This window comes from Kitasatospora sp. NPDC088160 (assembly GCF_044741445.1).
Taxonomy (GTDB): domain Bacteria; phylum Actinomycetota; class Actinomycetes; order Streptomycetales; family Streptomycetaceae; genus Kitasatospora.
In genome coordinates, this window is the sequence record NZ_JBIUSS010000005.1 from 56,481 (window position 1) to 69,030 (window position 12,550).

The window sequence follows — 12,550 nt, forward strand, 5'->3', positions numbered from 1 at the left end:
GGGCGCCGCGGTCGTCACGGTCACCGAAGGAACGGCCACCACGGTCGTCACGGTCACGGTTGAAGCCACCGGAACGGCCACCACGGTCATCGCGGTTGAAGCCACCGGAACGGGCGCCGCGGTCGTCACGGTCACCGAAGGAACGGCCACCACGGTCGTCACGGTCACGGTTGAAGCCACCGGAACGGCCACCACGGTCATCGCGGTCACGGTCACGGCCGAAGGCCGGACGCTCGGTGCGCGCCTCGCGGTACGACGGCGTGCGCTCCTCGGCCTGCGGCGCGGCGGCCGGAGCCGGCGCCTCGGTGGCCGGGGTCTCCGCAGCGGCCTCGTCGCCCGCCTCGGCGGCCGGGGCCTCGTCCTCGATGCCCAGCTCGGCCCGCTCGCGGGCGGCCCGCGCGGCCAGGCGGTCGGCCTCCTCGCGCAGCTCGGTGGTGCGGCGCTGCGCGCGCTCCAGCTGGCGGGTCATGTCGGCGAGCTCGCGCTCGGCGGCACCGGCGATGCCGGCCGCGCTCTCGGCCTGGACCTCGATCAGCGAACGGGCGCCGGTGATCTTGGCGACCTCGGCGTCGAAGGCGTGGTCGAGGATGTGGCGCGAGGCGTCGACGCCCGCGTCCTCCATCAGGCGGAAGACGCCGCGGCGCTGGTGCGGCAGCACCAGGGTGACGACGGCGCCGGAGCGCCCGGCCCGGGCGGTGCGGCCGGAGCGGTGCAGGTAGTCCTTGTGGTCGCCGGCCGGGTCCACGTTGAGGACCAGGTCGATGCCGTCGACGTGGATGCCGCGGGCGGCGACGTCGGTGGCGACGACGACGTTGACGTAGCCGTCCTTGAAGTCGCCGAGGACGCGGGTACGGGCGCCCTGGGTCATCCCGCCGTGCAGCGCGTCGGCCTTCACGCCGGCCTCGATGAGCTGCTCGGCGACGCGGTCGGCGCCCATCTGGGTGCGGACGAAGATGATCGTGCGGCCCTTGCGGGCGGCGATCGCGTTGGTGATCGGCGCCTTGTCCTTGGGCTTCACCACGAGGATGTGGTGGGTCATGGTGGTGACCGCGCCGGCCGACGGGTCGACCTCGTGGGTGACCGGGTTCTTCAGGTAGCGCTTGACCAGAGTGTCGATCTCGTTCTCCAGGGTGGCGGAGAACAGCAGGCGCTGGCCACCGGCCGGCACCTGGTCGAGGATCTCGGTGACCTCGGGCAGGAAGCCCATGTCGGCCATCTGGTCGGCCTCGTCGAGCACGACGGTCCGGACGTCGGCCAGCTTGGCGCTGCCGCGGTTCAGCAGGTCGCGCAGACGGCCGGGGGTGGCGACCAGGACGTCGACGCCGCGCTCCAGCGCGTAGATCTGGTTCGACATCGAGGTGCCGCCGCAGACGACCTTGAGCTTGAGGCCGAGCACCGAGCCGAACGGCTCCAGGGCGTCGGCCACCTGCATGGCCAGCTCGCGGGTCGGGACGAGGATCAGGCCGCGCGGGTGCTTGGGCTTGGTGCGCTCGCCGTCGGCGAGGCGGGTCAGCAGCGGCAGGCCGAAGCTGAGGGTCTTGCCGGAGCCGGTGCGGCCACGGCCCAGCACGTCCTTGCCGGCCAGGGCGTCCGGGATGGTCGCGGCCTGGATCGGGAACGGGGTGGTGACACCGCGCTTGGCGAGGGCGCGCACGACGTCGTCGTGCAGGCCCAGGTCGCCGAAGGTGATGGTGGGCTCGGCGGCCTCGACGGCCTCCTCGGCCTCGACGGCGTCGGCGTTCAGCTCGACGTCGGCGTCGGCGTCGGTGGGCTCGACGGCCTCGACGGCGTCGGTGAGGGTGTCGGCGGTGTCGGTGACATCGGCGGCGGCCTCGCTCGCGGGCATGGCGAAGCGGGCGTCGTCAACGAGAGACATGTAAAACCTTCCGGAAGTGGCACGCGCCAAAGTCCGGGGGTTCTGTTTCACAACCGCCTCTATGCGGTCAGCCACGGATCGCCGGAACGCGCCAAGGGCGCCAGATGGGAATAGGGCGCCAGTCAAATGAATCAAACGAACGATCTACCACCATAGACGAACCTCGGGATCAGAGGCAAATGCCCTGGCCAGACCGCTAATGCCCACCCGCATGCGGGCTCGGGGCCGAGGAACCGGAGTTGCCGGCCGAGGGCTCCGTGGTCGGTGGGACGGTCGCGGCGGGTGAGCTGTGCTCGGGCTCGGGGGACGTCGAGGGGTGGCTGCTCGGCGTGGCCGACGGCGTGCCCGCCGTGCCGCCGGAGCGGCCCTCACCGGTGCCGCCCGCCCCGCCCGCGCCCCCGGTGCCCGCCGCACCACCGGTACCGGCCGACGCACCGCCGCCCGGCCGGGGCGCGGGGCTGGCACTCACGCCCCCCGCCGAACCGTTCGCGCCGGTGCCGGCCGGCGCGGCGTCCACGGCGGGCGCCCCCGGCACCGGGACCACGCCGGCGGCCGCGCCGTTCGCGCCGGGTGCCACCTCGCCCGCCGCCGCAGCCGTCACCCCGGCCGGCGCGTTCTCGCTCTGCAAGCCCCCCGAACGCTCCGGGCGCCCGGACGCACTCCCCGGATGCGCGCCGCTCGGCGAGGCCGACGGCCCGCTCGTCACCCCCGGCTTGCCCGCCGGACCGGCCTGCCCGACCGGCGCCACCCCGTGCTTCACCTCCGCCTCAGGACCGACCGACATGCACCCCGTCAACCCCAGCCCGGCCACCGCCAGCACCGAAGCCGTACGCACCACCGCCCGAACCGCCCGCACCGAAGCCACCGAGATCCCTCTCCACCGCCCCACCCGGGCCGCCCACTGCTCGCGCGGCCGCTTTTCGGTGCCCAACGCGCGCCCGCCCCGACGGGACACGGGCAGCGCGCCAGGAAGCGTCCGGGCCGCATCCGCCACAGCCCGCCGAACCGGCAGGCGAGCAGACCGGCAGACGGGCAGGCCGGCAGACGCTCAGCCCCAGAACGCCGAGGCCAGCCCCGCCCCCGCGTACACCGCGGCCAGCCCCGCCACCACGCTGCCCGCCACGTTCGCCAGCGCGTACCGCCCCGCCCCGGTCTCGACCAGCCGCAGCGTCTCGTACGAGAAGGTCGAGTACGTGGTCAGCGCCCCGCACAGCCCCGTCCCCAGCAGCACCTGGACGTGCGGGGACGCGGCCCCCGCCGCCACCGCCCCGGTCACCAGGCCGAGCACCAGGCAGCCGACCACGTTCACCGCGAACGTCCCCCAGGGGAACACCGAGTCGTGCCGGGCCTGCACGGCCCGGTCGGTCAGGTACCGCAGCGGCGCGCCGACCACCGCGCCCGCCACCACCAGCAGCCAGTTCACCCCGAAGCCTCTTCCCGCCCCACGTACCTGACCACTTCGCAGCGGTCCAGCAGCACCAGACCCTCCGCCACCAGCCCGTCCAACTGCGGCAGGAACGCCCGCACCCGCTCCTCCTCGTCCACGATCACCACCGCCACCGGCAGGTCCTCGCTCAGCGACAGCAGCCGCGCCGTGTGCACCAGCGACGACGCCCCGAACCCCTCGATCCCCCGGAACACGCTCGCCCCGGCCAGCCCCGCCGCCCGCGCCCGGTGCACGATCTCGCTGTACAGCGGCCGGTGGTGCCAGCGGTCGTTCTCCCCCACCAGCACGGTCAGCCGCAGCGCCGGCCCGCTCAACCTGCTCACTGCACGCCCCCGCGGGCGATCAGACGGCGCGTCAGCGCGGCCGCCGCCCACACCGCGCCGAGCGCGCCCAGCAGCGTCAGCCCCAGGTACGCCAGCCCGAGCCCGAGCCGCCCCTCCTCCACCAGCCGCCGGATGTCCACCGCGTACGTCGAGAAGGTGGTGAAGCCGCCCAGCACCCCGGTGCCGAAGAACGGCCGCAGCAACGGGTGCGCCGGACGCCCCTCGGTGATCACCACCAGGAACACCCCGATCACCGCGCACCCGACCACGTTGATCAGCAGCGTCGTCCACGGGAACGCCGCCGGCCCGTTCGCCCAGGCCAGCCCGGCGCCGTACCGGGCCACCGCCCCGATCGCCCCGCCCACCGCGATCACGGCCACGGCCGGCCCCTGCCCGCGCCACACCGGCGGCCGTCTCCGGGTGGCCGTCCCGTCGCCCACCGGCCGGGTCCGCGCCGGGCCGTCCACCGTGCCGTCCGAGGTCGCCATAACCCCATCAAACACCGGCTTCCGCCGTCTGGCACAGCGTCACTCCAGACCCGACAATGAACCGGTGGAGATGACCCGGGAAGAGTTCGAGACGCTGGTCAGCGACGCCCTCGACCAGATTCCCCCGCAGCTCGCGGCCATGATGGACAACGTCGCCGTCTTCGTCGAGGACGAGCCCGACCCCGCCGACCCGGAACTCCTCGGCCTCTACGAGGGCACCCCGCTCACCGAACGCGGCGAGTGGTACGCGGGCGTCCTGCCCGACCGGATCCTCATCTACCGCGGCCCCACCCTCCGGCACTGCGAGACCCACGACCAGGTCGTCGCCGAAGTCCGCACCACGGTCATCCACGAGGTCGCCCACCACTTCGGCTTCGACGACCACGAACTCGACGAACTCGGCTGGTCCTGACCCCGCCCCGGGCGGCCCTCGGACGGCCCCCACCCACCCGGCCGAAACCCGTTTTGGCGATCCGCCCTGCATCCCATATGCTTCTCGACGTCCCCGAACGCTGGAAACAGCGGGACAGGCCGCAAGCCCTCATCGTCTAGTGGCCCAGGACGCCGCCCTTTCAAGGCGGTAGCACGGGTTCGAATCCCGTTGGGGGCACGCAGTACCGTAGTAAAAAGCAGTGCCGCAAGACCTTAGTGGGAAACCACTACAAGGTCCCGTGGAGCAGTTGGTTAGCTCGCCACCCTGTCAAGGTGGAGGTCGCGGGTTCAAGTCCCGTCGGGATCGCTCGTCTCGCAAGAGACGGTGTAGTACGGCCAGGTAGCTCAGTTGGTACGAGCGTCCGCCTGAAAAGCGGAAGGTCGCCGGTTCGACCCCGGCCCTGGCCACAGATCGGAAGCCCCGCAGCGTGATCGCTGCGGGGCTTCCGCCGTCCCGGGGGTCGGACGCCGACTACGCTGGCTGCCGGATACCGGTGGATTCGGTTCGGGAGGCGTCGCACTCATGGCCCCGGAACACTTCGAGCTCCTGGAAGAAGCCCGCAGGAGCCTGCCCGACGGCTTCAAGGTGGAGCTCTCCGGCGACACCATCACCATGATGGTGAGCCCCTCGGGGATCCACCAGCGCAACCTGCTGGTGGTGCGCCGGCAGTTCGACGCCCACACCCCGGCCGGGCTGCTGCCGAGCGAGAACACCGATCTGGTCTCGCCCAACGTCGGCAAGAGCCGCAATCCCGACCTGACGTACCTTCCGGACGACGCGCTGGCCACCACCGACAACCAGGTGCCCGCCGAGCTGGCCGCGATCGCGGTCGAGCTGGTCTCGCCCTCCAACCCCGAGAACGACTGGGTCGGGAAGGTGCGGGACTACCCGCTGATGGGGATCCCGCTGTACCTCCTGGTCGACGCGCGGGAGAAGACCGTCACCCTCTTCAGCAGGCCGGACGGCACCCGGTACCACCGGCGCGAGGACATCGCGTTCGGCGAGACGCTGCGCGTTCCGGAGCCCTTCGGGTTCGAGCTGGTCACCGGCGACCTGCTGCCCTACTGATCCCGGGCGGCTCCCCCTCGGGCGGGCTGACCCGAGGGGGAGGTGGGCCGGTCGCGCGGGCGGCGCCGAGGCCGCACAGCGCCGGGCGGGTTCAGTAGGAGCGGAACCAGCTGGCGTCGGTGCCCAGCACGGAGCCGTCCGCCGCGTAGTACGTGAACGTGCGGGCCTGGGCGCCCGGCTTCTTGGCGATCGCGTACCAGTGCGTCGGGGAGTCGCCGAGGGCGACCGGCACCGACGCGCTGACGCCGCCGGTGTCCCAGGTGACCACGACCTTCGCGACCTGGGGCCGGACCCCGGCGATCACCACCGGTGAGGCGCCCAGCTCCCCGCCCTTGAGCCCGAGCATCGTCCCCCCTCCGGAGGTGGCCCGGTCGATGATCGCCCCGTCCGGCGTCCCCGGGGCGGGGGTGTCGTGCATCGCGTCGTCGACCTGGCGCTGCCCGTCCACGGTGGCGTAGAGGTTCACCAGGTCCACGTCCGGGTGCCAGCTCCGGTCGATGTCCGCCCGGGTGGTCTCCGGCAGTTGCGGGATGGCCGCGTGCCGGTCCGCCCAGATCAGCCGGGCCTGGCGGAAGGCGTCCTCCTTGGTGGCGGCCGCCGGCCAGAACGCGGCCCACGCCTGCCACTGCCTGCCGTTCGTGGTGCCCTGGCCGACCACGACCCGGACCGGGGTGAACGGATCCCGCGCGGGAGCGGTCGGTGTCGTGGCGGTGCCCGCGGTGCCTGCGGTGCCTGCGGCGGCCTCGGCGGTGGTGACGGTCCGGGCGTCCGCCACCACCGCCCCCGCGTCGGCCGCGTCTCCCGGCCCCCGCCCGAGCCCGAGCCCGAGCCCGCCGAGTGCCGTCCCCCCGACGACGGCCGCCGCGACCAGCGCCGCCACCGCCCCGCTGGTCAGCAGCCGCCGGCGCCGCAGCCGGCGCCGCCCCCCGGCAACCAGCCGGTCGTACGGGACGGCCCCGATCTCGACGCTTCCGGCCAGCTCGCCCAGGACCCGCGCCGCCGAGGCCTCGGACCCCGCCCCGGCCCTGTCCTCGCCGTCCACGTTCCCCATGGCCCCCACGTTGCCCTCGTTGCTCATCTTCCGCCTCCGATGCTCGCCAGCCCGTTGAGTGAGGAGGCCTCCCGCAGCTTGGCCAGGCCCCTGGCCGCCTGGCTCTTCACCGTCCCGACCGAGCAGCCCATCGCCGCGGCGGTCTGGGTCTCGGTGAGGTCCTCCCAGTACCGCAGCACGACGGCCTGCCGCTGCCGGGGCGGCAGCGTGCCGAGGGCCGTGAGCAGCGCCGCCCGTTCGTCCAGCCGCGCGTAGCCGTCGGGGCCCTCGGGTGCGGCCCGGTCGGGCACGGCGGTGACCAGTTCCTCGGCCGCTCGGCGGCGGAACCGGCGGGCGTGCTCGTTGATCAGGATCCGGCGCACGTAGGCGTGCGGGTCGTCGGCCGCCCGGACCCGGCTCCAGGCGACGTACGCCCGCTCCAGGGCCTGCTGGACCAGGTCCTCGGCGGTGTGCCGGTCCCCCGCGAGCAGGTACGCCGTCCTGAGCAGCCGCGTCCACGCGCTGCCGGTGAACGCGCGGAACTCCTCGTCCCTCGCGGTCTTCTGGGCTCCCATGAGCACCTCCTCAACCCCCAGAGCCCGAAACCGCCGCGAACCGTTGCCTGGCCCGGCCCGAAGCCGCCCGGCCCGACGTCACCGGCACCCGGACCCGCCGTTCGCGCTCGGCCGCCGGGGGCTGTGACACTGGAGAGGCTCGAAAACCGAGGTGCGCGCCGCCGTGCCTCCTTGCGAACCTAGAGGGATGCCCGCAGTGAGTTCTCCCGCAGTCCAGTCCGCCCCCGCACCCGCCGAGGGTTCCGGTATCGGTGAGCTGGCCGCCCGCCTGCCCGAGCTGACCCTGCGCGACCAGGTGCGGATCGGGCGCCGACTGGAGGGGGCCCGTCGGGTCCGCAAGCCCGAGGCCCGGCAGAAGGTCGCCGCCCAGATCGCCGCCGACATCGACCGCGCCGAGCTGCTGGTCGAGCAGCGCCGCGGTGCCGTCCCGCCGATCAGCTATCCCGCCGAGCTGCCGGTCAGCCAGAAGAAGGACGAGATCCTGGCGGCCATCCGGGACCACCAGGTGGTGATCGTCGCGGGTGAGACCGGCTCCGGCAAGACCACCCAGATCCCGAAGATCTGTCTGGAGCTGGGCCGCGGCGTGCGCGGTCTGGTCGGCCACACCCAGCCGCGCCGGATCGCCGCCCGTACGGTCGCCGAGCGGGTCGCGGAGGAGCTGCGCAGCCCGCTGGGCGAGGCGGTCGGCTGGAAGGTCCGGTTCACCGACCAGGTCGGCCAGGACACCCTGGTCAAGCTGATGACGGACGGCATCCTGCTCGCGGAGATCCAGACCGACCGCGAACTGCTCCAGTACGACACCCTGATCATCGACGAGGCGCACGAACGCAGCCTCAACATCGACTTCATCCTCGGCTACGTCAAGCAGTTGCTCCCGCGCCGCCCGGACCTCAAGGTCGTGATCACCTCCGCGACCATCGACCCGCAGCGCTTCGCCCGGCACTTCGACGACGCCCCGATCATCGAGGTCTCCGGCCGCACCTACCCGGTGGAGGTCCGCTACCGCCCGCTCGTCGACGACCTGGACGAGGACGACGACGCGACGGACGCCGACCGCGACCGGGACCAGATCCAGGCGATCTGCGAAGCGGCCCAGGAGCTCCAGGCCGAGGGCCCGGGCGACATCCTGGTCTTCCTCTCCGGCGAGCGCGAGATCCGCGACACCGCCGATGCCCTGGACAAGCTGAAACTCAAGTCCACCGAGGTCCTGCCGCTGTACGCCCGGCTGAGCTCGGCCGAGCAGCACCGGGTGTTCCAGCGCTCCGGCAGCCGCCGGATCGTCCTCGCCACCAACGTCGCCGAGACCAGCCTCACCGTCCCCGGCATCAAGTACGTGATCGACCCGGGCACCGCCCGGATCTCCCGCTACAGCCACCGCACCAAGGTGCAGCGGCTGCCGATCGAGGCGATCAGCCAGGCCAGCGCCAACCAGCGCAAGGGCCGCTGCGGCCGCACCTCCGACGGCATCTGCATCCGGCTGTACTCGGAGGAGGACTTCCTCTCCCGCCCCGAGTTCACCGACGCCGAGATCCTGCGCACCAACCTGGCCTCGGTGATCCTGCAGATGACGGCGGCGGGCCTCGGCGACATCGCCGCCTTCCCGTTCCTGGACCCGCCGGACTCCCGCAACATCAAGGACGGCGTGCACCTGCTGCACGAGCTGGGCGCGCTGGACCCGGACGAGAAGGACCCGCGCAAGCGCCTCACCGCGCTCGGCCGCCAGCTGGCCCAGCTCCCGGTGGACCCGCGGATGGCCCGGATGGTGCTGGAGGCCGACAAGAACGGCTGCGTGCGCGACGTGATGGTGATCGCCGCCGCGCTGTCCATCCAGGACCCGCGCGAGCGCCCCGCCGAGAAGCGCCAGGCCGCCGACGAACGGCACCGCCGGTTCAACTCGGAGACCTCCGACTTCCTGTCCTACCTGGCGATGTGGCGCTACGTCCGGGAGCAGCAGCGCGAGCTGTCCTCCTCGGCCTTCCGCCGGATGTGCAAGGCGGAGTTCCTCAACTACCTGCGGATACGGGAGTGGCAGGACATCTACACCCAGCTGCGCACGGTCGCCAAGCAGTTGGGCGTCACCATCGAGGAGCCGCACGAGGACGCCGAGCCGGACGCCGACCGGATCCACCAGTCGCTGCTGGCCGGCCTGCTCTCCCACATCGGCCTGTTCGACGTGGAGAAGCGCGAGTACGGCGGCGCGCGCGGCGCCCGGTTCGCGGTGTTCCCGGGCTCGGGCCTGTTCAAGAAGCCGCCGCGCTGGGTGATGTCGGCCGAGCTGGTGGAGACGTCCCGGCTGTGGGCGCGGATCAACGCCAAGATCGAGCCGGAGTGGGTGGAGCCGCTGGCCGGCCACCTGATCAAGCGGACGTACAGCGAGCCGCACTGGGAGAAGAAGGCCGGAGCCGTCCTGGCGTACGAGCGGGTGACGCTCTACGGGATGCCGGTCGTCGCCCAGCGCAAGGTCAACTACGGCCGGATCGACCCGGAGCTGTGCCGCGAGCTGTTCATCCGCAACGCGCTGGTCGAGGGCGACTGGGAGACCCACCACCGGTTCTTCGCCGAGAACCGCAAGCTGCTCGGCGAGGTCGAGGAGCTGGAGAACCGGGCCCGGCGCCGGGACATCATGGTCGACGACCAGACCCTGTTCGAGTTCTACGACGCCCGGCTGCCGGAGGACGTGGTCTCCACCCGGCACTTCGACTCCTGGTGGAAGAAGGCCCGGCACGAGCAGCCGGACCTGCTCAACTTCGAGAAGTCGATGCTGATCAACGACTCCGCGGACGGCGTCACGGAGGCCGACTACCCGGACCACTGGCAGCAGGGCAAGCTGCGCTTCCAGCTGACCTACCAGTTCGAACCGGGCAGCGACGCGGACGGCGTGACCGTCCACATCCCGCTGCCGGTGCTCAACCAGGTCACCGCGGAGGGCTTCGACTGGCAGATCCCGGGCCTGCGGACGGAGCTGGTCACCGCGTACATCAAGTCGCTGCCGAAGGCGATCCGGCGCAACTTCGTGCCGGCGCCGGACTTCGCGAAGGCGGCGCTGCGCGCGGTGGAGGACCGCCAGGAGCCGCTGCTGCCGTCCCTGGAGCACGCCCTCAAGCGCCTGACGGCCATCACCGTGCCGCCGGAGGCCTGGGACGACGAGCGGGTGCCGGACCACCTCAAGGTGACCTTCCGGGTGGTGGACGGCCGCCGCAAGCTCGCCGAGTCCAAGGACCTGGAGGAGCTGCGGCTGCGACTCAAGCCGAAGCTCAAGGAGACGCTGTCCTCGGCGGCCTCCGGCCAGGGCATCGAGCAGGGCGGGCTGACCGCCTGGCCGGGCGGCCTGCCCGTGCTCCAGCGCACCTTCGAGCAGCGCTCGCGCGGCCACTCGCTGCGCGCCTACCCGGCCCTGGTGGACGAGGGGACGTCGGTCGGCGTGAAGCTGTTCGACACCCCGCAGGCGCAGACCCGGTCGATGTGGGAGGGCACCCGCCGGCTGCTGATGCTGACCACCACCTCCCCGGCCAAGTCGATCCAGGGCCGGCTGGGCAACCAGGCGAAGCTGGCGCTCTCGCACAACCCGCACGGCTCGGTGAACGCCCTCTTCGAGGACGTGGTGGCCTGTGCGACGGACCGGCTGATGACCCTGGCCGGCGGACCGGCCTGGGACGAGGCGGCCTTCGGCACGCTGCACGACAAGGTGCGGGCGGACCTGTACGACCTGTCCGCGGACACCACGCTGAAGACGGCCACCGCACTGATCGCCTTCCACAAGGCCTCGACCCGGCTGAAGTCGGTGAGCAGCCCGGTGCTGCTGAACGCGGTGAACGACATCCGGCTGCACCTGGCCTCCCTGGTGCACCCGGGCTTCGTCACGGACACCGGCTGGCAGCGGCTGCCGGACCTCAAGCGCTACCTGCTGGCGGTGGACCGCCGGCTGGAGGCGCTGCCCAACCACCCGCAGCGGGACGCCCAGCAGCTGCTGAAGGTCCAGCAGGTGCAGCGGGAGTACGGGGAGCTGCTGGCGGCGGTGCCGGCCGGCCGGCAGCCGTCCGCGGAGGTGCTGGCGATCCGCTGGATGATCGAGGAGTTGCGGGTCAGCTTCTTCGCCCAGTCGCTGGGCACGCCGAGCCCGGTGTCGGAGAAGCGGATCACCAAGGCGATGGAGGCCGCCAGGGCCACGCTCTGAGCTGGGCGGCGGCCTCCTCGGGGGCCCTCAGGTGCCAGTTCGACCTGGGGGCCCACCATGGGCTACGATCTGTCTTGTTCGCAGCGCGGCAAGCGAGTGAACGAGATCAGAAAACTCTGGTCCCGTGGAGCAGTTGGTTAGCTCGCCACCCTGTCAAGGTGGAGGTCGCGGGTTCAAGTCCCGTCGGGATCGCCGCAGTGCGAGAGGCCCGGAACCGTCAGGTTCCGGGCCTCTCGCTTTTGGCGTCCGGTGTTTATCCCGGACCAGGTCCAGACCACAAGTGACAGACGGTGTGACGGTCGTCACTTATCTTTTCCCGAGAACACCCCCGCACCACCCCCACCAAGACCTCACTAATTTAATATGTAAAATTGTACAGCCATTAACTGTAAATCCCCCCCGCATCATGCGCATCGAATCGTTATCCGGAGTTCAGCATTCCGTACGTTGTGCCGAGTACCCGGACACCGCGAGCGGGCATGGCAAAGGGGCCGCTTACCGGACCCGGCGGAGTCCGGTAAGCGGCCCCTTTAAAGAGCCTTCGGCCTATCAGGCCTCAGTGCGCTGAGCGGGAATCCCGGCCAGCAGAGCGCGCACCTCCGCCTCGCGGTAACGGCGGTGACCGCCGAGCGTGCGAATGGACGTCAGCTTGCCCGCCTTGGCCCAACGAGTGACCGTCTTCGGGTCCACGCGGAACATGGTGGCGACCTCTGCCGGCGTCAGCAGGGGCTCAGCATCAGGGGTACGAGCGGTCATGAGCGGCCTCCTCGGGAGAACCGAACCAGGGCGGTTCTATCCTTCAAATTCTGCACCTTGGCCCGCGATGCCCGAAATGGCATAGACGGGCCGAGTCGGTTATAGGACGAACGGCTTGTCCTGGTGTCTACAACTACACCATCCGTCCAGCCCTATCGACCAAACCGCCAAAATTGACCCCTCACGGGTTCAAGAGCGACGGATGGCGATGGACCACCCCATAACGGGCAGTCACGCGGCCGTGACGCCTGGTTACGAGGGGACCAGACCCCCTGTTTCCCCGCAAAGCACGCATCGACTCCAGAACCACCCAAAAGTGGGCATGCCCGCGTGAAGTTGGGCTGGTTGTCCCATTTTTGCACATAGGGGTAAGTTCGCGT

Annotated in this window: 11 protein-coding genes and 4 tRNA genes; 7 read left to right on the forward strand and 8 right to left on the reverse strand. The window is 71.6% G+C overall.

Features of this window, described 5'->3' with window-relative positions:
* The 5 genes from ACIOGZ_RS09000 to crcB (ACIOGZ_RS09020) form a co-directional block, all read right to left on the reverse strand.
* Positions 1–1,876: DEAD/DEAH box helicase (locus ACIOGZ_RS09000; protein WP_363628070.1), on the reverse strand; the 1,876-nt coding region annotated here is incomplete at its 3' end.
* Positions 1,877–2,072: 196 nt separating this feature from the next.
* Positions 2,073–2,504, reverse strand: coding sequence for a hypothetical protein (locus tag ACIOGZ_RS09005; protein ID WP_400804490.1), 432 nt, complete (start codon positions 2,502–2,504; stop codon positions 2,073–2,075).
* 420 nt (positions 2,505–2,924) lie between these two features.
* Positions 2,925–3,299, reverse strand: coding sequence for a fluoride efflux transporter CrcB (crcB, locus tag ACIOGZ_RS09010; RefSeq protein ID WP_363581397.1), 375 nt, complete (start codon positions 3,297–3,299; stop codon positions 2,925–2,927).
* Positions 3,296–3,646 (reverse strand): DUF190 domain-containing protein, encoded by a 351-nt coding sequence (locus tag ACIOGZ_RS09015; RefSeq protein ID WP_363581399.1) that lies wholly within the window; start codon positions 3,644–3,646, stop codon positions 3,296–3,298. Before ACIOGZ_RS09015 ends, crcB (ACIOGZ_RS09010) begins: the two co-directional genes overlap by 4 nt.
* Entirely contained in the window at positions 3,643–4,134 is a 492-nt protein-coding gene (gene crcB, locus ACIOGZ_RS09020) for a fluoride efflux transporter CrcB (protein ID WP_400804486.1), read from the reverse strand. Before crcB (ACIOGZ_RS09020) ends, ACIOGZ_RS09015 begins: the two co-directional genes overlap by 4 nt.
* Positions 4,135–4,204: 70 nt before the next feature.
* Here crcB (ACIOGZ_RS09020) and ACIOGZ_RS09025 point away from each other — a divergent pair, with 70 nt between their 5' ends.
* The 5 genes from ACIOGZ_RS09025 to ACIOGZ_RS09045 all read left to right on the forward strand — a co-directional run bounded on the left by ACIOGZ_RS09025 (position 4,205) and on the right by ACIOGZ_RS09045 (position 5,635).
* Entirely contained in the window at positions 4,205–4,546 is a 342-nt protein-coding gene (locus ACIOGZ_RS09025; protein WP_350880588.1) for a metallopeptidase family protein, read from the forward strand.
* A 125-nt stretch (positions 4,547–4,671) separates the two neighbouring features.
* A tRNA-Glu gene (locus ACIOGZ_RS09030) sits at positions 4,672–4,744 on the forward strand.
* Between the two features lie 55 nt (positions 4,745–4,799).
* Positions 4,800–4,873 (forward strand) — tRNA-Asp (locus ACIOGZ_RS09035).
* A gap of 27 nt (positions 4,874–4,900) precedes the next feature.
* Positions 4,901–4,974 (forward strand) — tRNA-Phe (locus tag ACIOGZ_RS09040).
* A gap of 115 nt (positions 4,975–5,089) precedes the next feature.
* On the forward strand, positions 5,090–5,635 hold the full coding sequence (locus tag ACIOGZ_RS09045) for a Uma2 family endonuclease (RefSeq protein WP_400804484.1): 546 nt from the start codon (positions 5,090–5,092) through the stop codon (positions 5,633–5,635).
* A gap of 91 nt (positions 5,636–5,726) precedes the next feature.
* Here ACIOGZ_RS09045 and ACIOGZ_RS09050 read toward each other — a convergent pair whose 3' ends face one another.
* Entirely contained in the window at positions 5,727–6,713 is a 987-nt protein-coding gene (locus ACIOGZ_RS09050) for a hypothetical protein (protein ID WP_400985425.1), read from the reverse strand.
* Positions 6,710–7,240 carry a SigE family RNA polymerase sigma factor gene (locus ACIOGZ_RS09055; RefSeq protein WP_363376868.1) on the reverse strand — a complete coding sequence of 177 codons (531 nt, stop codon included), beginning with the start codon at positions 7,238–7,240 and terminating at the stop codon, positions 6,710–6,712. Before ACIOGZ_RS09055 ends, ACIOGZ_RS09050 begins: the two co-directional genes overlap by 4 nt.
* A 187-nt stretch (positions 7,241–7,427) precedes the next feature.
* Between ACIOGZ_RS09055 and hrpA the strand changes: the two genes are divergently transcribed.
* Positions 7,428–11,414 carry an ATP-dependent RNA helicase HrpA gene (gene hrpA, locus ACIOGZ_RS09060; RefSeq protein ID WP_400985426.1) on the forward strand — a complete coding sequence of 1,329 codons (3,987 nt, stop codon included), beginning with the start codon at positions 7,428–7,430 and terminating at the stop codon, positions 11,412–11,414.
* Between the two features lie 118 nt (positions 11,415–11,532).
* A tRNA-Asp gene (locus ACIOGZ_RS09065) sits at positions 11,533–11,606 on the forward strand.
* 357 nt (positions 11,607–11,963) lie between these two features.
* Here the strand turns inward: ACIOGZ_RS09065 and bldC are convergent.
* Positions 11,964–12,170: a developmental transcriptional regulator BldC gene (gene bldC, locus ACIOGZ_RS09070; RefSeq protein ID WP_014137253.1), complete on the reverse strand. Its 207-nt coding sequence runs from the start codon at positions 12,168–12,170 to the stop codon at positions 11,964–11,966.
* Positions 12,171–12,550 lie beyond the last annotated feature (380 nt).